The 23,519-nt window shown below is 60.9% G+C and carries 24 protein-coding genes; 19 read left to right on the plus strand and 5 right to left on the minus strand.

Annotation, left to right across the window (positions count from 1 at the left end; genetic code table 11):
• Positions 1 to 28: 28 nt before the first annotated feature.
• Positions 29 to 487, minus strand: coding sequence for a carboxymuconolactone decarboxylase family protein (locus J2J98_RS25245; RefSeq protein ID WP_138395663.1), 459 nt, complete (start codon positions 485 to 487; stop codon positions 29 to 31).
• Positions 488 to 595: 108 nt separating this feature from the next.
• Here J2J98_RS25245 and J2J98_RS25250 point away from each other — a divergent pair, with 108 nt between their 5' ends.
• Together J2J98_RS25250 and J2J98_RS25255 are read left to right on the plus strand one after the other, a co-directional pair.
• On the plus strand, positions 596 to 1,462 hold the full coding sequence (locus J2J98_RS25250; protein WP_207603557.1) for a sigma-70 family RNA polymerase sigma factor: 867 nt from the start codon (positions 596 to 598) through the stop codon (positions 1,460 to 1,462).
• Positions 1,463 to 1,703: 241 nt separating this feature from the next.
• Entirely contained in the window at positions 1,704 to 2,912 is a 1,209-nt protein-coding gene (locus tag J2J98_RS25255; RefSeq protein WP_207603558.1) for an amidohydrolase/deacetylase family metallohydrolase, read from the plus strand.
• A gap of 19 nt (positions 2,913 to 2,931) precedes the next feature.
• Here J2J98_RS25255 and J2J98_RS25260 read toward each other — a convergent pair whose 3' ends face one another.
• Positions 2,932 to 3,771 (minus strand): IclR family transcriptional regulator, encoded by an 840-nt coding sequence (locus J2J98_RS25260; RefSeq protein ID WP_138395660.1) that lies wholly within the window; start codon positions 3,769 to 3,771, stop codon positions 2,932 to 2,934.
• A gap of 146 nt (positions 3,772 to 3,917) precedes the next feature.
• Here J2J98_RS25260 and J2J98_RS25265 point away from each other — a divergent pair, with 146 nt between their 5' ends.
• Entirely contained in the window at positions 3,918 to 4,775 is an 858-nt protein-coding gene (locus J2J98_RS25265) for an SDR family oxidoreductase (RefSeq protein WP_064707146.1), read from the plus strand.
• Positions 4,776 to 4,868: 93 nt separating this feature from the next.
• On the opposite strand, the gene J2J98_RS25270 is transcribed toward J2J98_RS25265, so the two are convergent.
• Positions 4,869 to 8,480 carry a hydantoinase B/oxoprolinase family protein gene (locus J2J98_RS25270; protein ID WP_207603559.1) on the minus strand — a complete coding sequence of 1,204 codons (3,612 nt, stop codon included), beginning with the start codon at positions 8,478 to 8,480 and terminating at the stop codon, positions 4,869 to 4,871.
• A gap of 85 nt (positions 8,481 to 8,565) precedes the next feature.
• On the opposite strand from J2J98_RS25270, the gene J2J98_RS25275 reads away from it, so the two are divergent.
• A complete protein-coding gene (locus tag J2J98_RS25275) occupies positions 8,566 to 9,093 on the plus strand; it encodes a winged helix DNA-binding protein (protein WP_138395658.1) in 528 nt (175 codons plus the stop codon).
• Between the two features lie 52 nt (positions 9,094 to 9,145).
• Here J2J98_RS25275 and J2J98_RS25280 read toward each other — a convergent pair whose 3' ends face one another.
• Positions 9,146 to 9,361, minus strand: coding sequence for a hypothetical protein (locus tag J2J98_RS25280; RefSeq protein ID WP_009994565.1), 216 nt, complete (start codon positions 9,359 to 9,361; stop codon positions 9,146 to 9,148).
• Between the two features lie 127 nt (positions 9,362 to 9,488).
• Here J2J98_RS25280 and J2J98_RS25285 point away from each other — a divergent pair, with 127 nt between their 5' ends.
• Positions 9,489 to 10,112 carry a TetR/AcrR family transcriptional regulator gene (locus J2J98_RS25285; RefSeq protein WP_138395657.1) on the plus strand — a complete coding sequence of 208 codons (624 nt, stop codon included), beginning with the start codon at positions 9,489 to 9,491 and terminating at the stop codon, positions 10,110 to 10,112.
• A gap of 63 nt (positions 10,113 to 10,175) precedes the next feature.
• Complete coding sequence (locus J2J98_RS25290) at positions 10,176 to 10,376, plus strand: hypothetical protein (RefSeq protein ID WP_207603560.1); 201 nt, start codon at positions 10,176 to 10,178, stop codon at positions 10,374 to 10,376.
• A gap of 34 nt (positions 10,377 to 10,410) precedes the next feature.
• Here the strand turns inward: J2J98_RS25290 and J2J98_RS25295 are convergent, their stop codons facing one another.
• Complete coding sequence (locus J2J98_RS25295; protein WP_207603561.1) at positions 10,411 to 10,941, minus strand: prepilin peptidase; 531 nt, start codon at positions 10,939 to 10,941, stop codon at positions 10,411 to 10,413.
• 258 nt (positions 10,942 to 11,199) lie between these two features.
• Between J2J98_RS25295 and J2J98_RS25300 the strand changes: the two genes are divergently transcribed.
• The 13 genes from J2J98_RS25300 to J2J98_RS25360 all read left to right on the plus strand — a co-directional run bounded on the left by J2J98_RS25300 (position 11,200) and on the right by J2J98_RS25360 (position 23,450).
• Positions 11,200 to 11,394 (plus strand): Flp family type IVb pilin, encoded by a 195-nt coding sequence (locus J2J98_RS25300; protein WP_040112809.1) that lies wholly within the window; start codon positions 11,200 to 11,202, stop codon positions 11,392 to 11,394.
• A 98-nt stretch (positions 11,395 to 11,492) separates the two neighbouring features.
• A complete protein-coding gene (cpaB, locus tag J2J98_RS25305; RefSeq protein WP_207603562.1) occupies positions 11,493 to 12,404 on the plus strand; it encodes a Flp pilus assembly protein CpaB in 912 nt (303 codons plus the stop codon).
• 55 nt (positions 12,405 to 12,459) lie between these two features.
• On the plus strand, positions 12,460 to 13,950 hold the full coding sequence (locus J2J98_RS25310) for a type II and III secretion system protein family protein (protein ID WP_207603563.1): 1,491 nt from the start codon (positions 12,460 to 12,462) through the stop codon (positions 13,948 to 13,950).
• Positions 13,934 to 14,239 (plus strand): hypothetical protein, encoded by a 306-nt coding sequence (locus J2J98_RS25315; RefSeq protein ID WP_064692350.1) that lies wholly within the window; start codon positions 13,934 to 13,936, stop codon positions 14,237 to 14,239. The genes J2J98_RS25310 and J2J98_RS25315 overlap by 17 nt, the downstream gene beginning before the upstream one ends.
• Positions 14,240 to 14,326: 87 nt before the next feature.
• Positions 14,327 to 15,931, plus strand: a complete 1,605-nt coding sequence (locus J2J98_RS25320) for a TadE/TadG family type IV pilus assembly protein (RefSeq protein WP_207603564.1) — start codon at positions 14,327 to 14,329, stop codon at positions 15,929 to 15,931.
• Positions 15,928 to 16,407, plus strand: coding sequence for a TadE/TadG family type IV pilus assembly protein (locus J2J98_RS25325; RefSeq protein ID WP_207603565.1), 480 nt, complete (start codon positions 15,928 to 15,930; stop codon positions 16,405 to 16,407). The genes J2J98_RS25320 and J2J98_RS25325 overlap by 4 nt, the downstream gene beginning before the upstream one ends.
• Positions 16,401 to 17,024: a TadE/TadG family type IV pilus assembly protein gene (locus tag J2J98_RS25330; RefSeq protein WP_064692353.1), complete on the plus strand. Its 624-nt coding sequence runs from the start codon at positions 16,401 to 16,403 to the stop codon at positions 17,022 to 17,024. The genes J2J98_RS25325 and J2J98_RS25330 overlap by 7 nt, the downstream gene beginning before the upstream one ends.
• Positions 17,025 to 17,051: 27 nt before the next feature.
• A complete protein-coding gene (locus J2J98_RS25335) occupies positions 17,052 to 18,194 on the plus strand; it encodes a pilus assembly protein (protein ID WP_207603566.1) in 1,143 nt (380 codons plus the stop codon).
• Positions 18,191 to 18,763 (plus strand): L,D-transpeptidase, encoded by a 573-nt coding sequence (locus J2J98_RS25340; protein WP_207603567.1) that lies wholly within the window; start codon positions 18,191 to 18,193, stop codon positions 18,761 to 18,763. The genes J2J98_RS25335 and J2J98_RS25340 overlap by 4 nt, the downstream gene beginning before the upstream one ends.
• Before the next feature lie 16 nt (positions 18,764 to 18,779).
• The gene (locus J2J98_RS25345) at positions 18,780 to 20,228 is read left to right on the plus strand and encodes a TadA family conjugal transfer-associated ATPase (protein ID WP_064692356.1); all 1,449 of its coding nucleotides are present in this window, start codon (positions 18,780 to 18,782) and stop codon (positions 20,226 to 20,228) included.
• Positions 20,225 to 21,178 carry a type II secretion system F family protein gene (locus J2J98_RS25350; RefSeq protein ID WP_207603568.1) on the plus strand — a complete coding sequence of 318 codons (954 nt, stop codon included), beginning with the start codon at positions 20,225 to 20,227 and terminating at the stop codon, positions 21,176 to 21,178. Before J2J98_RS25345 ends, J2J98_RS25350 begins: the two co-directional genes overlap by 4 nt.
• A 7-nt stretch (positions 21,179 to 21,185) precedes the next feature.
• On the plus strand, positions 21,186 to 22,130 hold the full coding sequence (locus J2J98_RS25355) for a type II secretion system F family protein (protein ID WP_207603569.1): 945 nt from the start codon (positions 21,186 to 21,188) through the stop codon (positions 22,128 to 22,130).
• A gap of 15 nt (positions 22,131 to 22,145) precedes the next feature.
• Positions 22,146 to 23,450, plus strand: coding sequence for an ATP-binding protein (locus tag J2J98_RS25360; RefSeq protein WP_207603570.1), 1,305 nt, complete (start codon positions 22,146 to 22,148; stop codon positions 23,448 to 23,450).
• The last annotated feature ends 69 nt before the right edge of the window (positions 23,451 to 23,519 follow it).

The raw sequence follows: 23,519 nt of genomic DNA on the forward strand, positions 1-23,519 counted from the left end.
TGGCTAAAGCGCTGCCGGCTACCGAACTCTACGGTTTCCAGGCGCCGGCAATCTGGCGGGTGGCGATGTTCAGCCGGTTCCACACATTGATATTCGCGATGGCGATGACGAGAGCTGCAAGGCTCCGGCCGTCATAATGCCGGGTCGCCTCGTCCCAAATTTCGTCAGGCACGGGGTCGGCGCGGTCGCTGGCGCGAGTCACCGCCTCGGTCAAGGCGAGGGCTGCCCGCTCGGCATCGCTATAGTAGGGGGCATCGCGCCAGCCAGCGATGGCAAAGAGACGCTCATCGCTCTCGCCGTGTTTGCGGGCAATGCGCCAATGGCCATCGATGCAGACGCTGCAGCCGTTGATCTGGCTGGCGCGCAGATTGACGAGCTCGAGCAGCTTTGGCGAAAGGCCTGCTTCGGCCGGTACCTTGCCGAGTGCATTGAGCGCCTGCATGGCCGCGGGAAGGACAAGGGCGGGATTTCCCATTCTCTCCTGCATGATATGTCTCCTTGATGCGTTTCGTGTTCGACGATCCGCCGGCCCTGTCACACCGGCCGGATTTCATTCGTCATGGCCTTGACGCAACCCAGCGGAGGAATGTGACAAGTGGACGAGAAAAGATGGCTGGCGGACGAATTCGAGGCGAACCGGTCGCATTTGAGGGCGGCGGCCTACCGTATGCTCGGTTCGCGCAGCGAGGCGGAGGATGCCGTTCAGGAGGCATGGCTGCGCCTCAACCGCACCGACACGACAGGGGTCGACAATCTCGGAGGCTGGCTCACGACCGTGGTGGCGCGCATCTGCCTCGACATGCTGCGCGCCCGCAAGAGCCGGCGCGAGGAGCCGCTGGAAATGCCTGTGCACGCGGCGATTGTCGATCCCGCCAAGGACCCGGAGCGGGAAGCCGCCTTTGCCGATTCGGTCGGTCTAGCGCTGCTCGTTGTGCTACAAACTCTGGCGCCTGCCGAGCGCGTCGCCTTCGTGCTGCACGACATGTTCGATCTGCCCTTCGACGAGATCGCTCCGATCATCGGCCGTTCGTCCGCCGCCACCCGGCAGCTCGCAAGCCGCGCCCGCCGCCGCGTGCAGGGCACGGGCGAAGCGCCGGAGGTAGACCTCGGCCGCAAGCGGACGATCGCGGAGGCCTTTCTGACGGCGTCGCGCAACGGCGATCTGGGGGCGCTGGTTGCGGTGCTCGCCCCAGACGTCGTCTTCCGGCCGGATGCGACGGCTGCCCGATACGGCATCGGCGCAATGCGCGGCGCGACCGCCGTGGCCGAAGCCTTCAAGGGCCGGGCGCAGGCGGCTCAAATGGCCATCGTCGAGGGTGAGCTCGGCTTTGTCGTGCTCGTCGGAGGCCAAGTTCGCGTGGCGGTGTCGCTGACGATCGAAGAGGGCCGGATTGCCGCAATCGACGCCGTCGCCGATCCGGATCACCTGGAACAGATCGAATTTTCGGTCCTTGACGACTGAGTGGGCGCCGATCTTCGAAACTAAGCTATTGCGAAGCGAGCGCCGGTTGCCGGCTGCTGATCGGCAAGCCGGTGTCATACTCCTTGACAGCGATGCTGCTGCCTTTATTCTATTATAAAGCTTTATCTATCACAGTTGTGGAATTGACCAATTGTAGGGTGAGGCTCCATCCACGGCCTCCCTATCACCTTCCATGATAACCTGCAGACAGGTTCCCGCGTCTTCGAAAGGATAGCATCACATGTCCGGCGAACAGGCGAAGAAGCCGCTTCTCCTCACCAACGTCAGGCCGATCGCTTTCGGCGTCGGTTCAGGCGAGGGGCCGATCGACATTCTCGTCGATCCCGATGGCAGGATCGCCGAGATCGGTCCGTCAATTGTGGTCTCCGAGGAGGCAACACGCATCGACGGCAAGGGTGCTTTCGTCTCGCCGGGCTGGATCGACCTGCATGTGCATATCTGGCATGGCGGCACCGATATCTCCATCCGCCCCTCCGAATGCGGTCTCGAGCGCGGCGTCACCACTCTGGTCGATGCCGGTTCGGCCGGCGAGGCGAATTTCCACGGCTTCCGCGAATATATCATCGAGCCCTCGCGCGAGCGTATCAAGGCCTTCCTGAACCTCGGCTCGATCGGTCTCGTCGCCTGCAACCGGGTCGCCGAACTCAGGGATATAAGGGATATCGATCTCGACAGAATCCTTGAGGTCTATGCCGAAAACAGCGAGCACATCGTCGGCATCAAGGTACGCGCCAGCCACGTCATCACCGGCTCCTGGGGCGTCACTCCTGTCAAACTCGGCAAGAAGATCGCCAAGATCCTGAAGGTGCCGATGATGGTGCATGTCGGCGAACCGCCGGCGCTTTATGACGAAGTGCTCGAAATTCTCGGCCCCGGCGACGTCGTCACCCACTGCTTCAACGGCAAGGCCGGCTCGAGCATCATGGAGGACGAGGATCTCTTCAATCTCGCCGAGCGCTGCGCCTCGGAAGGCATCCGCCTCGACATCGGCCATGGCGGCGCTTCCTTCTCCTTCAAGGTCGCCGAAGCGGCGATCGCGCGCGGGCTTCTGCCGTTCTCGATCTCGACGGACCTGCACGGACATTCGATGAACTTTCCGGTCTGGGATCTGGCGACGACGATGTCGAAGCTGCTGAGCGTCGGCATGCCCTTCGACAAGGTCGTGGAAGCCGTTACCCACGCGCCGGCCTCCGTCATCAAGCTGCCCATGGAGGGCCGGCTTTCGGTCGGCGCTCAAGCCGAGTTTACCGTTTTCGACCTCGTCGACTCCGAGCTCGAAGCGACGGATTCCAATGGCGACCTCTCCGTCCTCAAAAAGCTGTTCGAGCCGCGCTATGCCGTAATGGGTGCCGAGGCCTTCGCCGCCAGCCGTTATGTGCCGCGGGCGCGCAAGCTCGTGCGTCACAGCCACGGCTATTCCTACAGATAGATTCGGCTAACGGCAGCCGTCAGCGGTTGCGCCAGCCCATCAGTTTTTCGATCCGCTCCGCCGAACTGCGCACATGCGCCGTATAGTGGTTTTCGTCGGAAAACGCCTTCTGCTCCGGCAGCACGATCGAAATCGTGGCGACGCACTGCCCGTCGCGATCGCAGATCGGCGAGGCGATGCACGCGACCGCATAGTCGGATTCGCCTGCCTGGATCGACAGGCGCGACTCGAAGGCCTTGCCGGCTGCTTCCGAGAGGGTGCGCGGATCGATCTCGGCGCGGCCGGTCGGCGACGAGCGGGCACAGCGCTTGAAAAGCTCGATGCGCTCTTCCTCGGGCAGGTGGCCGACGAGCAGGCGGCCCGACGCCGTCCAGTTGAGCGGCACCCGGGTGCCGACGCGAGACGCCACCTGGAAGTGGCTCGGGCCATCGGCCATCGCAAGCACCAGCATGTAATCGCCGTCGCGGCCGCAAACCTGCACGGTTTCGCCTGCCTGCCGACAGAGGTCATGCATTTCGTGGGTGGCGATGCTCATGAAATCCAGCGACCGGGCATAGGCAAGGCCGTAATGGTAGAGCCGGGCGCCAAGCCAGATCGAGCCGTCCGCCTGGCGTGTCAGCATATTCTTTTCGACGAGGTCGTCGACGATGACGTAGACGGTCGAAAGCGGCGCCTTCACCGCCTTGGCGATGGCATAGACGCCGGCGGGCGATCCCGTCTCGTAGAGATGATCGATCACCTGAAGGGCGCGGTCGATGCCGCTGACGCGCGCGCGGCGCGCGCCCTTGCCGCCGACCTCGCCGGCAAGGCTGTCATCTTCGGAGTAAACTGCGGGCGATGTCTTTCCGTCCAATTCCATGCACCTCATGAACACTGCGACCATATTACATTATTATGGGACAGCGGGCGCTGTGGCAAATCCCAACATTTTGTAGGTGGCCGCATGGAATCTGGCTGGAACAACGAGCCGCAGCCTGAGTTTGTCCCTCAACTCAGGAGGCTACGATGACGAATTATCCAACACCCCCTTTCCCATCCCAGAAACAGCCGATGCCTGGCTTCACGGCGCAAATGGATCCGGTTCCCGATCACGGCGAGAAAAGCTACCGCGGATCCGAGCGGCTCAAGGGCAAGCGGGCGATCATTACCGGCGGCGATAGCGGCATCGGCCGGGCTGTGGCGATCGCCTATGCCCGGGAAGGCGCCGATCTGTTGATCTCCTATCTCGACGAGGATGAGGATGCCGACGAGACGAAGCGGCTCGTCGAACAGGCCGGCCGCAAGGCCGTGCTCGTCAGCGGCGATATTCAGGATCCCGCCCATTGCCGGCAGATCGTCGAGACGGCGGTCAAGGAGCTCGGTGGCATCGACATTCTCGTCAACAACGCCGCGCATCAGGCAAGCTTCAAGAGCATCGATGAGATCAGCGACGAGGAATGGGAACTGACCTTCAAGGTCAATATCCACGCCATGTTCTATCTCACCAAGGCTGCCGTAGCCCATATGAAGCCCGGCAGCGCCATCATCAATACGGCCTCGATCAATTCGGACAATCCGAACCCGACGCTGCTTGCCTATGCAACGACGAAGGGCGCGATTCAGAATTTCACCGCCGGTCTGGCCCAGCTTCTGGCCGAAAAGGGCATTCGCGCCAATGCCGTGGCCCCAGGCCCCATCTGGACGCCGCTCATCCCCTCGACGCTTCCCGAAGACAGCGTCAGCAATTTCGGCAAGCAGGTGCCGATGAAACGGCCAGGCCAGCCGGCTGAGCTGGCCACCGCCTATGTCATGCTGGCCGATCCCTTGTCGAGCTATGTCTCCGGCACGACAATCGCGGTCACAGGCGGCAAGCCGATCCTTTAGTGCATGTCGCCCGGAATTGGCGGTTCCGGGACAAAGGCATGCATCAAAACAAGGAGCTGAAGCGCGTAATCACGTTCTGGTAGGATGGGCGCTTCAGTGAGGCTTGCCGTAGCCACCGCCGGTCGGCGTCGTGATGATCACGGCGTCGCCGGCGGCGAGCATTGCCTGATCGCAGCCTTCCAGCCTTTCGAGCTTGCCGTCTGCGCGGCGGATCTCGGTTTTCCCCAATTGCCCGTCTTCCCCGCCGAAGAGGCCGAAAGGCCGGATCGTTCGGTGCGAGGAGAGAATGCTGCAATCCATCATTTCCAGGAAGCGGATGGTTCGCTCGGTCCCGCCGCCGGAGCTGTATCGTCCTCTGCCGCCGGAGCCCCGGCGGATGTGGAAGTCTTCCAGCACGACGGGAAAGCGGAATTCCAGCACCTCGGGATCGGTCAGCCGCGAATTGGTCATGTGGGTATGCACGCCGTCGACGCCGCTGAAGCCGGTGCCGTCGTTGAGCAGGCCGGCGGGGCCGCCGGAGCAGATCGTTTCGTAATATTGATAAACAGTGTTGCCGAAGGTCAGGTTGTTCATCGAGCCCTGGGCCGCCGCGAGCGTCCCGAGCGCCCCGAACAGCGCATTCGTCACATGCTGGCTCGTCTCGACATTGCCGGCGACGACGGCGGCCGGATAGGCCGGGCGCAGCATCGAACCGTCCGGCACGATGATCCGGATCGGCCGCAGGCAGCCGGCATTCATTGGAATCGGCTGCTCGACCATGACGCGGAAGACGTAGAGCACGGCGGCGCGCGTCACCGGTTCCGGTGCATTGAAATTGGTCGGTTGCTGAGCGCTCGTGCCGGTGAAATCGACCGTCGCCTCGCGCGCCGTCCTGTCGACGGTGATCTTCACCTTGATGACGGCACCCTGGTCGGTGCGATAGGTGAATTCGCTGTCGCTCAAGCGGGCGATCACCCGGCGAACGCTTTCCTCGGCATTGTCCTGGACATGGCCCATATAGGCTTCGACGACGTCGAGCCCGAAATGGGCGACCATCTTGCGCAGTTCCTGAACGCCCTTTTCGTTGGCGGCGATCTGCGCCTTCACGTCGGCGAGGTTCTGGGCGGGATTGCGGGCGGGATAGGGATGGTCTCTGAGCATCGCCGCGAATTCGGCTTCGCGGAAACGCCCCTTGTCGACCAGCAGGAAATTATCGATCAGCACGCCCTCCTCGTCGACGACAGTCGCCCGCGGCGTCATCGAACCCGGCGCCTTGCCGCCGATATCGGCATGATGGCCGCGCGAGGCGACGTAAAAGAGGATGGTCTCTCCCGCATCGTCGAATACTGGCGTGACGACGGTGATGTCGGGCAGATGCGTACCGCCATTATAGGGCGCGTTGAGCGCGAAAACGTCGCCCGGACGAATGCGGCCTTCATTGAGGCGGATGATCGTTTCGACCGAGCGGTCCATGGAGCCGAGATGCACCGGCATATGCGGCGCATTGGCGACTAGTGCGCCGGTGCGGTCGAAAACCGCGCAGGAGAAGTCGAGCCGCTCCTTGATATTGACCGAATGGGCGGTGTTCTGCAGCGTCACGCCCATCTGCTCGGCGATCGCCATGAACAGGTTGTTGAAGACTTCGAGCATGACGGGGTCGGCGCTGGTCCCGATCGCGGCATTTCGGGAAAGTGCGGTCTCACGGGTGAGAACGATATGGTCGTGGCCGGTAAGGCGTGCGTGCCAGCCGGCCTCGACGACGATGGTCTGATGCGCTTCGATGATGAGGGCAGGCCCCTTGACGACGGCGCCCGGCTTCAGCGCATCACGCGTAAAAATGCCGGCCTCGTGCCAGGTTCCGCCGGAATAGAAGCGGGTCGTGCGAAGCGCTTCCGGCGCGAAGATCGCCGCCTGTGAGTCTGCCTCCTCGATATCGGCGCCGCCGCCGATGCCTTCGACTTCGATGGAATCGACAACGACAGGCCGGTCGTCGAAGGTGAAGCCGAACTGCTTCTTATGGGCGACGGCAAAGGCTTGCGTCATCTCCTCCTGCGGCCCAAAGGCGACGGGCAGGGCCGTGTCGGTGCCTTTATATTGCAGGTGCAGGCGGGTGACGACTTCCATGTCGCCAGCTTCGACGCCCTGCAGCATCAACTCTCCGCGCACCTCTTCCTCCAACTCGGTCCTGATGCCGCCGATCGCCGTCAAGGCCGTGGAGAGTTCCGTCAACACCGCGCGCTGGCGTGTGGCGCGGATATCGGCGAGCCCCATGCCGTAGGCCGAGAGGATGCCGGAGAAGGGATGGATCAGCACCGTCTTCATGCCGAGGCTGTCGGCGACGAGGCAGGCGTGCTGGCCGCCGGCGCCGCCGAAGCAGGTGAGCGCATAGTCCGAGACGTCATAGCCGCGCTGGACGGAGATCTTCTTGATGGCATTGGCCATGTTCTCGACGGCGATGGCGAGGAAGCCGTCGGCGACCTCTTCAGCCGTCCGTCCGCCGCCGATATGCTGCGCCATCTCGGCAAAGGCGGAACGCACCGCTTCGGCATCGAGCGGCTCGTCCTGCTCCGGCCCGAAGATCTCGGGGAAGAATTCCGGCAACAGCTTGCCGGTCATGATGTTGGCGTCGGTGACGGCCAGCGGTCCGCCGCGGCGATAGGATTTCGGGCCGGGCGAGGCGCCGGCCGATTCCGGGCCGACGCGGAAGCGTGACCCATCATAGCTCAGGATCGAGCCGCCGCCGGCTGCTACGGTGTGGATCTTCATCATCGGCGCACGCATGCGCACGCCGGCGACTTCGGTCTCGAAAGCGCGTTCCAGCTCTCCGTCATAATGCGAAACGTCCGTCGAGGTGCCGCCCATGTCGAAGCCGATCATCCTTTCGAAACCGGCGATGCGCGAGACCTCGACCGCGCCGACCACTCCGCCCGCGGGGCCTGAAAGGATTGCATCCTTCCCCTGGAAAAGATGCGCATCGGTCAGCCCGCCCGAAGACTGCATGAACATCAGCTTCGGACCTTTTCCTTCGACGGCGCCGAGTTCTGCGGCGACCTGATCGACATAGCGCCGGAGAACCGGGGACAGATAGGCATCGACGACGGCGGTGTCGCCGCGGCCAACCAGCTTGATCAGCGGCGAGACGACGTGCGAGGGCGAGACCTGCGTGAAACCGATCTCGCGCGCAATGGCGGCTGCCTGCTGCTCGTGCCGGGGATAGCGGTAGGCGTGCATGAAAACGATGGCGACGGCGCGCAGCCCCTGCTCATAGGCTGCTTCCAGTTCGCGTCGCAGATCGTCCTCCGAGAGGGGGCGTTCTATCGTGCCATCCGCCAGAACGCGCTCGTCGGCCTCGATGACATCGGCATAGAGCAGTTCGGGTTTAATAATTTTCTTGGCGAAAATATCCGTGCGGGCCTGGTAGCCGATCTCCAGGGCATCGCGGAAACCTTTCGTGGTCACCAGCAGGGTGGGGTCGCCCTTGCGTTCCAGCAGGGCGTTGGTGGCGACCGTCGTTCCCATCTTCACGGCGCCGACAAGATCGGAGGGGATCTGCTGACCGGGCTTAAGGCCGAGCAATTCGCGGATGCCGTGCACCGCCGGGTCGCGATAGGCTTCCGGATTTTCCGAAAGCAGCTTGTGGGCGACAAGCGAACCGTCGGGACGACGGGCGACGATATCGGTGAAAGTACCGCCGCGATCGATCCAGAAATCCCACTGTCTGCTCATCTTCCAACCTCCTGGTTCCTGGAAATTTATTGACGATTTATCGGTAAAATGTCAACGTTGGCTTCTTGTTCATGGAGGAAAGGGAATGGCAGGTGAGCGTATACAGCCGGCAATCGGGCCGATCGTCTCCTCCGCACATCTGGCCGACGGCGCGCTTCCCGCCCTTTCGGAGCTGGAGTTCGGCCTGATCCTCGCCGGCAACGCCTTCGACCGCTGGATGGTGCGCTGCATGACGGCGGCGGGCGAGCCCGGCTGCGCCGCCATCGACGTGCTCGTGTTGCATTCGGTGGCTCACCGGCAGCGGCCGAAGCGGCTCGCCGATCTCTGCAGCGTGCTCGGCGTCGACGATACGCATCTGGTGATTTATGCGCTGAAGAAGCTGGAAAAACGTGGTCTCGTGAAAAGCGCGCGGGCGGGCAAGGAGAAGTTGATCAGCGCCACAGACAAGGGCTTTGAAACCTGTCTGAAATACCGGGCGGTGCGGGAGGCGTTGCTGGTGGAGTCCATGAGGGGCATCGGGCTCGATGCCAGGGCGACATCGGCGGTCGCGGCCACGCTCAGGACGCTGTCCGGACACTACGATCAAGCAGCAAGGGCCGCCGCCTCTCTGTGACGACAGCCCTTGTCGGGGGCAGGGAGAGATCCCCCGGTGTTCAGGCGGCTTTTCAGCCGAAGCAGGGCATCGCCGGCAGATTGGCGCGGCTCGCAAGCGCTCCGATCATCTTGCCCACCGGCGTCGGGCGCGGTTCGCGTTTACCGGCGGCCGTCTCCAGGAGTTGCTTGAAGTCCTCAAGCTTCACGCCGTCGGCGCGCAACACCATGGCGATCAGGGGGTCGCGAAGGGCTTCGGATATCGTCAGGTCGTCTCTGGTCTTTCTCATGGCTTGTCCTCCTTTCGTGGGCGGTCGCCCGTGTTCCACGTTTCGCTGCCAGCCCTCGGCATTGACTTTCGCGACCCGTGGTGTTACCGGTAAGTAACAATGCTGTTGTTACCGATCGGTCACATTGATGTCAAGGACTTCGTCCGCAAAAAAATCAGAAACTTCGAATGAAATCTCCACAGCCGTTTCAGAAGATCGCATCCCGCCGCGGGAGCGCATCGTCTCGACGGCCCTGGAGCTTTTCCGTGAGCGCGGCATTCGCGGCATCGGCGTCGATGCCATCGCCGACGCCGCCCTGACCAACAAGATGACGCTCTACCGCCATTTCGGCTCGAAGGACGAACTCGTCTGCGAGACGCTGCGGCGTGCCTCCGAAAAGGCCGATGCCATCTGGCGCGATCTGGAGGCCGCTTATCCCGGCGATCCCCGCGCCCAGCTGGACGCCTGGGTGGAGATGCGGGCGCAGTGTCTGAACGGCGAGCCGGCCGGCTGCGATCTCGCCAACGCCGCCATCGAGCTCAAGGGGGAGGGCCATCCCGCCCACGAAATGATCGAGCGGCACAAGGCCGCGCAGCGCGATCACCTCGCCGCACTCTGTTCGGCGGCCGGTGCGCGCGAACCTCAACTTCTTGCCGATACGCTGACGCTGCTGCTCGAAGGCGCGCGCGTCAGTCGCCAGGCTATGGGCGCCGCCGGCTGTTGCGGCCATTTCGCCAAGGCCTGCAGAGCAGCGATCGCTTCTTTCTCCTGATAAGCCGGAACCTTACTGCATCCACACCGTTTTTCCATCACCGGACGATGCGGAGACCGGGAGATGAACTACGGCTATCTCAAACGCCTATACGCCAGACGCGCCGAGCTCGAAGCCAAGCTAGAGCTGCACGAGGCACGCTATTGTTTTGGCGAGGAAGAGGTCGATGACGGTACCGACAGCGACCTGCGTCAGCGATTGAGCGAGGTCTCCGAGGAAATCGCCGCGCTGGAGAACAGGACGGCGAGAGCCTTTCCGGGTTAGATTGGCTTCTGTGGGTGCGCCTGTGCGATTCAGCTCACTGCAGCTGCTGTCGGATCATGGGCAAGGCCATGGTCAGGAGCGTGGCGAAAACCATGATGACGCCATAGGGTATCTTCCGGCTCGTCCGAATTTCCGCAATGCGCATGAAGAAGGCGAGATGTGCAACGGGCAGCGGAACCGGCAGCCGCAGGGCCAGCAGCGTCGCGATGCCGAGGACAAGGAGCGACACCGCAAACGGCAGCATTCCATGCCATCCTATAAATAGGCCGATCGGCAGGAAAAGCTTGGCGTCTCCTGCGCCAAACAGCCGGAACGCCCAGAGCGCTACCCCAAGCATGAACATCAGCAGACCGGCCCCTATGTGGCCACCGATTCCGCTCGAAGCAAACAGCGCCGCGCCGACATCCTTGGAGCCAAGTATCAAGGCCGCCGCCCGCAGGGCATAAAGTGTTACGAGCGCGAGCACGACGGCGTTGGGGATCTTCCATGTACGGAAATCGCTCCAGGCGGCGTAGAGAAAAAGAAATACTGCAAGCGAACTAATAATATCGACCATTAGCAGCATAGGCTACAACCTCTTGGGCTATTTTAGTCTTGCTATGTAAGTTATGGGCACTCGATTCCGGCGAACAAGTCGGTGTTTACGGTCGATTCTTCCATTTCCGTTTTAACCATAAAGTATAGATATCGCCAGTTCGCCTATAAAAGATTTGACTAAATTAGACTTAACAGATTATTAATATTCCCAGTCGAAGGGGCGGTCTCGACGACAAGGTGCCGGGGGAAATTACGGCGCACTACTTACCTGGGAGGTAAATTCTCGATGAAAGCATTTGTAAACAGCGTACGCGCTTTCGCGCGGGAAGAAGACGGCGTCGCACTTACTGAATACCTCATTCTGCTTGCCTTGCTGGTTGGCGGCGTGATCACGGCGGTAACATTGGCCGGCACCAATCTGGCTGCCGTTTGGACGGCATGGGCAGGGTGGTTCACGACCGAGTTGGCTGTCCCAGCCTGATATTGGCGTTCGAAGAAGAGAGGGGTTTTGTTAACCCCTCCCTTCTAAATTAGCAAAAATGAATGGATGCACTCCGTCCAGTGTAGCGAGTAACCGCGATGCGTTCGTCAACGATTTTAAGTCTGGTTATTGCGTTTGTACTTGCAGCAGCAGCAGTTTTCGGCATGCGCGCGTACCTCTCCGATCAGAAAGCCCGATTGCTGGCCATGAACGGCATGAAGGCTGAGGAGAGAACACTTGTCGTCGCCGCCACGCCGATGCGCTTCGGTGATCGAGTTCGTTCCGAAAATCTCAGGGCCATTCCCTGGCCTTCCAATGAAACACCCGCAGGCTCATTCGTCAGCATCGAGGCGGTCGTTGGCAACGATGCCCAACCGCGTTATGCCATGGCGGCGATCGACCCTGGCGAACCGGTGCTATCCTCGAAAATCACCGGTACCGGCGAACGCGCGACGCTGTCGGCGGCGCTCGACCAGGGCATGAAGGCGATCTCCATCCGCGTCAACGACGTGCTTGGCGTTGCCGGCTTCGTCAGGCCCTCCGATCGCGTGGACGTACTTCTGACGCGGGTCGTACGCGGGCCGGCAGGCAACGACCAGACCTTCGTCGACGTGCTGCTGCAAGGCGTCAAGGTGCTGGCGGTGGACCAGACGGCGGACGAACGCAAGGACGAACCATCCGTCGTCAAAACCGTGACTTTCGAGGTCACGACCGATGAGGCCCAGCGCCTTACCCTCGGTTCCAGCATCGGCACGCTCTCGCTGGCGCTTCGCAATGTTGCCTCTTCCTCTATCGAGCAGACCCGGCCGATCACCATTGCCGACCTCGGTGGCGGGGCGATGGCGACGGAACTTAGCAAGGATCTGGAAAATATTAAGTTGCCAGAACCTGAAAAACAAGTGCAGATTGCGGAGCAGAAGGTCGAGCCAGTGTTGCCGGTTGAGCCAAAATGGGTGACAGTGGGAGTCTGGAACACGACGAAGCGCGAGGAGCACCGAGTCGGCCAGTGATATTTATGCGGCATGCCGCAGGTGCGGCCGGCCGAATGAGGGGGCAAAAGCAGGCATGGCGAACGGCAAGGGAAGAAGCGCAAGGATGAAAAGCCTTGCGGCGCTAGCGGCAGTGTTTTCGGCCTGTGTGTGTTTAGGGCCCGGATTTGCCGGCTGCGCCAACGCACAGGAAAAGTTCGTCACGCTCGGCAAATCGGTCCAGCATGTGACCTTGCCTCCGAATGAAACGCTGACGCTGAATACCGGCCAGGCCTTCGGCGATCTCGTCATCGGCAGCGCCGATATGATCGACGTGGTGCCGCTTTCCGACCGGTCGCTGTTCATCCGCGGCAAGAAGACCGGGGCCACCAATATCTCGGTCTATGGCGATGATAAGTCGCTTCTCGGCGTCATCGACATCCGCGTTGCCAGCGACTTCAGCGAAGTCGCCTCCGCGATTCGCTCTGCCGCGCCCTCGGCCCGGGTCAGGGTAATCAACTCCAACGATCGCATTCGCCTGACGGGCATCGTCCGTGACGGCATCGAACTGCAGCGGGTGATGGAAATCGCCCAGTCTTATTCCGACCAACCGGTGCTGAACCAGTTGCGTGTCAGTGACAGCCAGCAGGTGATGCTGGAGGTCCGTGTCATCGAAGCCTCGCGCCAGACGGGTCGTGACCTCGGGATCGGTTGGTCCGGGTACGGCAACAACAACCGCATCGGCAAGGCAACGACCAGCCAGGGAATCGCGGTGAACGATAACGGCAACCTAGCCCGTACCCTCCTCGATCCCAAGGGTGCGGCAACGGGTGCGCTGCCCTTTGGCCAGTTGATCGCCAAGGTGCTGGAAATCTCGGGCGGCCACATCGACGTGGTCATCAACGCGCTCGAGCAGAAGGGGTTGGTGCGCCGCCTGGCTCAGCCGAACCTCATCGCCATGAGCGGCTCGACCGCCAGCTTCCATGCCGGCGGTGAAGTGCCGATCCTAAAGACGACGAACAACGGTTCGACGGTAGCCACCGAGACGGACTATCGTCCTTTCGGTGTGCGGCTGACCTTCAAGCCGGTGGTCCTTGACGACGGCGTCATCAATCTGGAGATCGAGCCTGAGGTTTCCGAGCTGGATCCATCGATCAACGTCAACGGCAATCCCGGGTTCATCTCCCGCGCTGCCAGCACCACGGTAGCGCTTCGCGACGGCCAGAGCTTTGCGATGGCGGGCCTGCTGCAGTCGATCAATGCCAAAGACATTCAGCAATTGCCGGGCCTCGGGAAGATACCGGTTCTCGGCGCACTGTTCCGTTCGACGAGTTTCCAGAAGAGGGAATCCGATCTCGTTATCGTCGTCACCCCGCACATAGTGCGACCGGCGCGGCCGGGCGAGGATCTCTACAGTCCGCTCGATCAGACACGTTCTTCCAACGACGTCGAGCTTTTCGCGCTCGGTGTCATGGAAGTCGACAAGGACATGCTCCGACGATTTCGCAACGGCGTAGGCGTGACTGGGCCCTACGGCCATCGTCTAGACCTGAACCAGGGAGTCCAAGCCGTTGCTACAAAACGCTAAGCGCCTCCTTCTCGTCCTTGCAGCCGCCGGCCTCGCCTCCGGCTGTGCCGACTACATGAATCATCGCGACACGATCACCTTCGGGGCTGGCAATGCCGTGGAAGCAAACAAGGCCATCCATATCGAGGACCCGTTCCCGCCGGAAGCCCAGCGAACTCGAATCGCAAGCGACGGCAAGGTGATTCGCAGGGTGGTCACTCAATATCAGAACGGCGGGCTGGGCGTTGTTCAGCCGTCGCCGGCCATGGGGGCAAATGGGGCCTCCAACGGGGCGACTGCCAGCCAGTAGCTGGCGATAGGGATGAACGACGGCAGCGCGTCGGAAGGAAAATGCACGGGGTCGTCACGGCGATAGCGCGGTGATGGGGGTATGCCAATGCTGAGCAGGATTGTCAGACGGTTCTGGAACGATCATCGCGGCTATGTCATCGCCTTGACGCTCATCGCCATGCCAATGCTTCTCGGCTTTTCGCTGCTCATCATCGATGTCGGCCGCAGCAGCAACCTGCATACTGATCTTCAGAACGCGGTCGATGCGATGGCGCTGGCCGGGGCCCGTGAACTCGATGGCCGCGATGATGCGATTTCGAGAGCGCAGACGGCGATCGAGAAAATCGCCAACAGCGCGGCTTTCTCCGGGGGTGGGACCGGCATGTCCCTCGGCTCGAATATAGTCGTGACCTATGACGCCGGAAACGATGCGGGGAGCACTGTTACCGTGCTTTTCCTGAAGGACATCCCGGCCAACGACGATACGCCCATCCCGTCTTCGATGGAAACGACGGTGGCCAGCGAAGCGTCCTACGCATGGGTCATCGCCAAGCCGCAGGCGATGCAGACGATCTTTCCGATCCCGGTCGGCTTCACCCGCAATACGATCAACATCGCTGCCGACGCCGTGGCGGTATACCATGCCAGCGCCTGCGACGTGACGCCGATCTTTATCTGCAATCCGTTCGAGCCGGCTGGAAACACGAGTGAAAGCGCCAGCGAAGATGCAGCTACGGCCTTGCACACCAACTTTGCGGCCGGCAACCTCTATGGCCGACAGATCGAGCTTCACAGCACCGCTGCGTCCAATCCCGGCCCCGGCAATTTCGGCTTCCTGCGGACCCCCTTGGGCAATGGTGCGTCCGTGCTGGCGGAGGCTCTTGCCACCGGCAATCCCGGTACCTGCTATACACAGGACAGCCTCGACACGGAAACCGGTGCAAAGGCGGGGCCCGTCGAGGATGGCGTCAATACGCGCTTCGGCTTTTATTCCTCATCGTTCAACAAGGTGAACGGGAATTACCGTTACCGACCTGCCCAAAATGTACGCTCCGCTCAGACAATCGGCGGCGGCGGAAAGAAGGGCTGCGATACTTACAACCCGGTCATGGTCGGAGATGTTGTCGGCGATGCGACCAAGGCTTTGCCGCTCGGCTATGGAGCGGGCATGACTTCGCTTGCCGGTGGCAAGATCAGCAGCGGCAACAATTGGCAGTACGCGACCTATTGGAATGTCGCGCAAGGAACCGCTGCGCCCTCGACGAGCACGGTCCTCAGCAACTACTCCAGTTATCCCCCGCAGGCGACGGGAACACCAAGCCAACCCTCCGCATACGATGTTTATCGTTACGAGCTTGCAACTCCCTCTCTCATCAACCATGCCTCGGCGAATGGTGAGACCGGAACGCCGGCAACGGGCGGCCAGTGCTATAGCGGACCGGACCTTTCGAACTATACGGCGGACGAATATGGCGATCGCCGCGAGATCTTCTCGGCCATTGTCAATTGTGGTTATGAAGCCTCGGTCGGCCATCTGAACGGTCACAAGGCTACGCGCGCCGTGGCCTTCGCCCGCATGTTCCTGACCAAGCCGGCGATCAAGGTTGGCGGCGAACGATACCTTTCTCTGGAGATGATCGACATCACCGGCAAGGGTGGTCGCGGTACGCTGGACGAATTCCTGCGGGAAGAAGCGGAGCTGGTCAGATGATGGCGCTCCGCGATTTCATCCGGCATCGGCTTTGTCTCGGCTTCTGGCGGCGGGAGGAAGGCGCAGTGCTTGCCGAAGCGCTGCTCGCGATCCCCTTTGTGACGCTCTTTGCGGCTGCCATATTGGAGTTTGGCAGCATCTTCTGGCAGCGCATGCAGATCGACGCCGGCTTGCGCGATGCAGGGCGTTACCTTTCGCGCTGCCGACCGTTGTCGGGAACCTATGTGCCGACATGTAACGAGGCGACTGCGAAGACGATCGCCTTTTATGGAACGCAAACACCTGCGGCAGACGCCGAACCCCGCGTACCTGACTGGAAGGACGCTGCCGACATCACCATCACTGCTCCGGATGCAGACGGCAACATCACCCTTTCGACTGCGCATCTCTACAAGAGCTCGCCGGTCTTCAGCTTCCTCGGAATCGACGCCATCACCATCAGTTCCTTTCACGAAGAGAGATACATCGGATGGTGAGCTTACGGGCAATCAAGGCATTCTGGGGCGATAGCAGTGGTGCCAGCCTCGTCGAAGCATTGCTGACCTTTCCGATCGTCATGCTGGTATTCGCCGCCTTCATCGAGTTCGGCTATGCCATGTCGCAGTGGAATCAGACAGTCAAGGCATTGCAATATGGTGCCCGTTTGGCGGCGGTATCCGATCCGGTGACGACGAATTTCGATGCCGTTTTCCCGATCGAAGCTGCCGATCCACTCAACAACGGCAAAGCGGCGCCGAACGATGCAACAATATCCTCGACCTGCGGACCGGCTCTTGCCAACTGCACGGCGGCATTGAACCGGATTGTCCTCGGAAGCGACGGCGTTTGCCAAGCTGGAACTGATCCCCACCCCGGCATTTGCGACCTCAATTGGCGCATCAAGCGGGAGAATCTGATGGTCACTTACCAGCGATCGGGGCTCGGTTATTGGGGCCGGCCGGACGGGCCCGTGCTGACGATGCGGCTGGAGGTGCGTGACGTCACCTTCGATCTGCCGATCCTCGGCGGGCTGTTGGGACTTAACGACATTACCGTCCCGGCCCATCCGGTGACGATCACGACGGAAGATCTGAAGACCTGTTCAACCTGCTGACCCCTTGTTACGCGTAGGAAAGCGAAAATGACAGCTCACATGAACATTGCCGCATCCACCAAGATCCTGGTTCTCTCCGACGACGCGGCGGCAGCAAGTTTCATGCTCGATACGTTCGGGTCGCTGTCGCGTTACGATGTCCGCCATCTCTCGCTGAAGGCACTCGGAGAAAAGGGCAGGCTCGACCCGACGCAGTTCGACCTGATCGTTCTCGACGTCGACAACGGGAAATTGCTGCAGCAGCCGGAGCTCTTCACCTTTCGCGCCAGCCATCGGGACATCCCGCTCGTCGTCGTTTCCGAAGAGCTGCCCGACGACATGCTGCGGCTGCTCTTCCGCCTGAACGGCAATGACTGGCTGAGGAAACCGCTCGAGCGCCGCGCACTGATCGACATGATTTCAACCCATGCGCCAGGCACAGGGGCGAGCGACAGCCGCGTGCATGCCGTGGTCTCAGCCGTCGGTGGCGCCGGCGCCAGCATGATCGCTTCGTCGCTCGCGCATGTGCTGGCCCAGCCGACCAAGAATTCCACGCCGCGGATCGACTTGTTCGACACGGATTTTTGCTCGGGTGCGCTTGGCTATTATCTCAACCTTGTCAACGACTACGACTTGAAACCGGTTATCGCCAACCCTTCCCGGGTCGATCTGGAATTCATCGATCTGGTCAGAAAGCGTCATTCGGGGGGCTTTTCACTGCTGTCCTTCAAGCAGCCATCCGTCCTTCTGGCGCCGAAGGGCCGTGAACTCGTGCTGCGCATGCTCGACGTGGCCGCCTTCGAGAGCGACCACACGATCATCGACATTCCCTATTACGACACGCCGTGGAAATACGAGGTGCTCGCTTCGGTCAACAGCATCTGCATCGTCACCGAAATGACTGTGCCTGCGCTTTCTCAAGCGAAGGATTTGTTTGCCAATCTGGTACGGCTGCGAGGTAATTCGGATCAGATTTTCATCGTCATCAACAAATACCGAAGCAAGCTTTTCGGCCTCGGCCTGCGCCGGCAACAAACGCAGAAGATATTCAAGGAGATCCCGACGCATGTCATCGGAGATGACTGGGATACTTTGAGCGAGGCGGTCAATCGCGGCGTGCTGCCATTTCAGGTGAATTCCAGGGCGCGCTTCTGCGGCGCGGTCGGTAAACTTGGGGCACTGGTGCGATGAAGGCGATCGACAGTGGGCGCATAAGGTCCCGCGCCATCGATGCCGGCTTGGTGGTTTTGGCAATTCTGGCCGCTGCCGGGGATGCCGGGGCAGCCGGGCTTGTACCACGAAGCCTCGGGCCGACGACAAGCGCCGTGGTGGCGATCGAAAAAAGCTACGCGGCTGGGACAATCGTCATCGTCACCGCGAACCGTACGCTGGATCTCGTCATCTCCGATGGACGCGCGATCCGCTACAAAATCGGCGTCGGACGAGACGGATTTCGCTGGAGTGGTACCGTTAAGGTTGGACGCAAGGCTGAGTGGCCCGACTGGCGCCCGCCTGCCGAGATGAAGGCGCGCTCAGCCGGACTTCCGGACCTGGTGCCTGCCGGTCCGCTCAATCCGTTGGGCGCTCGCGGGATCTATCTCTACAAGGACAGCACCGACACGCTCTACCGCATTCATGGAACGAACGAGCAGTCGACGGTCGGCGGTTTCGCGTCATCGGGCTGTTTTCGCATGAGCAATGCCGACGTCATCGATCTCTATGAGAGGGTGAAAATCGGTTCCACGGTCATTGTAAAATAGTTCAGGGGTGGGAAGCATGGCGACCGGAATCATTGGGCGTTTCTACAAGCATCAGCAGGAGCCTGAAAGCCGGGAACATCCGGAGGCGGCCGAACCGTCTCCAGTCGCTGTTCAGGACATGCCTGCTCAACCGGTCTCTGACAGCGCTACGGCGAGAGGCGAAGAAGCCTCGCTCGGGCCGGACATGGTTTCCGAACGGGTCAATCTGCACCGCTACCTGCTCGATCGCATCAACCTCGGGATCCTTGACACGCTCGATAATGAGGAGATCGCCACCGAAATCCGGCCGTTGGTCAAGGATTATATCCGGAGTAACAACTTCCCGCTCAATGCCAAGGAAATCAGCGATCTGATCCGCGATATCACCGACGAGATGCTCGGGCTTGGACCGATCGAGCCGCTGCTCGCCGACGACACGATCGCAGATATTCTCATCAACGGCTACAACAGCGTCTATGTCGAGCGGAGCGGCAAGCTCGAGAGCACCGCCGTGCGGTTCAAAGACGAGGATCATCTCCTTCGGGTAATCAACAAGATCGTCTCGGCGGTTGGCCGCCGTGTCGACGAGTCAACGCCGATGGTTGACGCCCGCCTCAAGGATGGTTCGCGTGTCAACGTCGCCATCAGGCCGATCTCGGTCGATGGACCGCTCGTTTCCATTCGGAAATTCACCCGCAAGCCGCTGACAATGGAGCGCCTGGTGCAATATGGCGCGATGGCCGATGCGATGCGCATCCTTCTCAGCGCTGCGGTCAAGGGCAAGGTGTCCATGGTGATTTCAGGCGGCACCGGTTCCGGCAAGACCACCTTGCTCAATGCTCTCTCGTCCCAGATTTCTCCAAAGGAGCGCCTGATCACCATCGAGGATGCGGCCGAGCTTCAACTGCAGCAGCCACATGTCGGGCGTTTGGAAACCCGACCGCCGACGCTCGACGGACGCAACGAGATCCGCCAGCGCGAACTTTTGAAGAACGCTCTCCGCATGCGTCCCGATCGCATCATCGTCGGCGAAGTACGCGGCGACGAGGCGTTCGACATGCTGCAGGCGATGAATACCGGTCATGAGGGGTCGATGACGACCATCCACGCCAACACGCCCCGCGACGCCGTCGGCCGGCTCGAGCAGATGGTCGGCATGGCCGGGATGCCGATGTCGCAGTTGAGCATTCGCTCGCAGATATCGTCCGCCATCACCATCATCGTGCAGGTCCAGCGCCTGAGCGACGGCAGCCGCAAAGTTGTCTCGATTTCCGAGATCACCGGCATGGAGGGCGAAGTCGTGCAGATGCAGGAGATTATGAAATTCAAGAAAACCGGCACCGATGAAGGCGGGCGGATCCATGGAGAATTCCGCGCCACCGGCATCCGGCCGCGGTTCGTCGAGGAGTTTGCCGAACTCGGGATCGAGATCCCTGTGTCGATTTTTGAGCCCGGTAAACCGCTCCAAACGGGACCTGTTCAATGATGCTGACCCTGCTATACGCGGCCGTTTTCACCGCGGCCCTTGTTGCTGTCGAAGCGACCATGCGCGGCTACTTCAAGACATCCGAACGCCACCGCGCAGTGAACCATCGGCTGAGATTGCTCGAGGTCAGCGATGATCATCGCAAGACCTATAGCGATATGCTCAAGGAGCGCGGTGCCGGCGAAGGTTGGCGGCAAATCCCCGTGATGCAGCGGCTGCTGCGGTTCTACGCCCAGTCGGGCATCAAGTTCGATGCCAAGAGGTTTGCTCTCTTCGCGATCGCTGGTGCACTTCTGACGTGGCTGGTCGTCCAGTTCCTGGTGCCGAGCGCTCTGTTCAGAATACCCGTCTTTCTCCTGATCTGCCTCCTCGTCCCCGCACTCGTCATCTGGCGCGCCCGGGCGCGCCGCCTGAAGAAATTCGAACTGAAGCTTCCTGAAGCGCTCGATGTCGCCAATCGCAGCTTGGCCGCCGGCCACCCTCTGCCGGCGGCGATTTCTTTGGTGGCACGCGAGATGCCTGATCCGATCGGCACCGAGTTCGGCCTCCTCTCGGATGAACTCACCTACGGCGTGAGCCTGGACGATGCCCTTCTCAACTTGGCGGACCGGGTCGGCGCCGAGGATCTGAACCTGCTGGCAATATCGCTGAGCGTACAGGCGGGAACCGGCGGAAATCTCGTGGAGATCTTGCAGAACCTTTCGAAGACGCTGCGAGACCGGACGATGCTGAGGGCAAAGGTCAGGGCGATTTCCTCGGAAGGACGCATCACGGCGATCTTCATGTCGATCTATCCGTTTCTGCTCTATGCGATGATCAAGGCGTTGTCGCCGACCTACTTCGATCCCGTCTGGGAGAGCGGCTACGGAACCGTGGTGGTGAGCGTTTTGCTGGTCGTCATGGCGATCGGGAATGTCATTCTCTACAAGATGGTCAACTTCGAGTACTGAGGCGGTCATGTCGAGTGAGTATGGAATCTACCTCATCGTCTTCTTTGCAGTGCTGATATTTTCTGCGGCAGCATCGGAGTTGTTTTTTCGACAGCGCGAGGTTTCGGTTCGCGTGTCGAAGAGTTCGGCGGCAACAGGCGAGGAGTTCCACCTGGGCGATACGACGATTGCCGATCTCGGCGAGGCGGAAAACCGCCTGATCCGTCGCTATTTCGAGATTACCCGACGTGACACCAATGTGAACTCCACACAGAACCGGCTGATCAGGGCAGGGTATTTCGCTGCCGGCGCCGTGACCACCTTCCAGGTGGTTCGCGCGGTCGTCTGTATCAGCATGCTCGTCGCGACGGTCTGGGCCCTGAACCGGGTCGCGCCAGCCATGTCGCAGATGGCGACCCTGTTCGTTGCCATGTTTGCTGCGGGTGCGACCTTCATTCTCGTCAACATCTATATCGACCGGCGTGGCGCCGCCAAGGAGCGGGAATATCGCCGCCTCTTTCCCGATTTCATGGACATGCTGATCGTCTGCCTCGATGCAGGCATGAGCATCGAGGCGGCGGCCGACCGCGTGGCCCGTGAATTCGTCGACAAGCAGCAGGATTTCGGCCTGCATCTCTCGATCATGATGCTGGAAGTGCGCGGCGGCCGGCGATTGCGCGAGGCGCTCGCCAACCTCGCCACCCGCCTGAGGATTGACGAGGCCAGGGCCCTTTCGGTTCTATTCCGTCAATCGGAGGAGCTCGGGACCAGCGTAACGCAGACGCTGCGGGTCTACAGCAAGGAAATGCGCGATCTGCGGATTGTTCGCGCGGAGGAAAAGGCGAACGCCCTGCCGGTCAAGATGCTGCTGCCACTCGGCGCGTTCCTTTTTCCGGTAAGCCTCGTCATCGTTCTCGTACCCGTTGTTATCCGTGTCGTCATGCTTCTCGTAGGCATGAAACCCGGCGGTTAAGCCAAGTGAGGTCGTATGCAGTATTCGCTCGAAGAGAATCGTAAAGAGGCCATCATTTCCCTCGATCCGCGTATGCCCGTGGCACCGGCAAGCATGGAGCAAGCGGGATTGGACCCGTCGTTCCTGCTTCGGCTGGCGTCCAAATGTGCGGCCGAGCAGGATACGACCACGGCATCTCATCTCGCTGACCGCATGAAATTGCCGAAGGTGATCGTCAATATCCTGATCAAGGAGCTCGTGAAACTCGCCTATCTCGAGGCTCGCGGCTTGGCCGGCGAGGATGTGCGATCCGATGTTCGATACGCGCTTTCGATGAAAGGGGTCGAATATGCCCATGCGGCGTCGCGTCAATCCCAATATGTCGGGCCGGCGCCGGTGTCGCTCGACGCGTTCTGCCGGCAGCTGGGTTTGCAGTCCATCCATTACGAGCGCGTGACCCCGGAGCGGTTGACCGATAGCCTTCGAGGACTGGTGCTTTCGGACGCCCTGGTCGAAAAGCTCGGCCCGGCCATCAACTCCGGTCGCTCTATCCTTCTTTACGGACCACCCGGCAACGGAAAGACGAGCATCGCCGAGCGGACGTCGCAACTGTTTCGCCAAACGATCTGGGTGCCCTATGCCATCGAAGTTGGCGGCCATGTCATCAGTTTCTATGACGAAGCAGTGCATCTCCCAGTATCGGAGGCTGACACAGAATCCTATCCGAAAGCGGATCAACGATGGGTCGAATGCCGCCGTCCGGTGATCAAGACTGGCGGGGAATTGACCCTCGATCAGCTCGATCTCACCTTCAACGCGGGACCGAATGTCTATGAAGCGCCGATACACTTGAAGGCATCAGGCGGCGTTTTCATCATCGACGATTTCGGGCGCCAGCAGGTGGCGCCGCAGGCGCTCATCAATCGGTGGATTGTGCCTCTCGAGCGCGGATATGACTTCCTGACGCTGCACACCGGCAAGAAGTTCAAGGTTCCTTTTGACGAACTGGTGGTATTTTCGACCAATATCGCACCGAAGGACCTCTCGGACGAGGCGGGCTTGCGGCGCCTAAAATACAAGATCTTTGTCAACACGCCGTCGCGCGACGAATATATCAGAATTTTTAAATCCTATGCCAGCGGCACCGGATTGGCTGTCTCTGATTCAGACCTGAGCCTGTTCTACGATCGCAAGTACAACGGCGATGTGCTAGCATCGTGCTATCATCCCAAATATCTTCTCGATTTTGTCGGTTCTTACTGCGAGTTCAACGGCTTGGCGAGAATCGCGTCGCTCGATATGCTCGAACGGGCGTGGGAAGGTGTATTTACGTCGGAATGAGTGCGGACTTGGCGCTGATCGCGGCCTTTTCCTGGACGATGTGTCCAAGCGGATGTGATGACTTACGGG

Source organism: Rhizobium bangladeshense (assembly GCF_017357245.1).
GTDB lineage: Bacteria > Pseudomonadota > Alphaproteobacteria > Rhizobiales > Rhizobiaceae > Rhizobium > Rhizobium bangladeshense.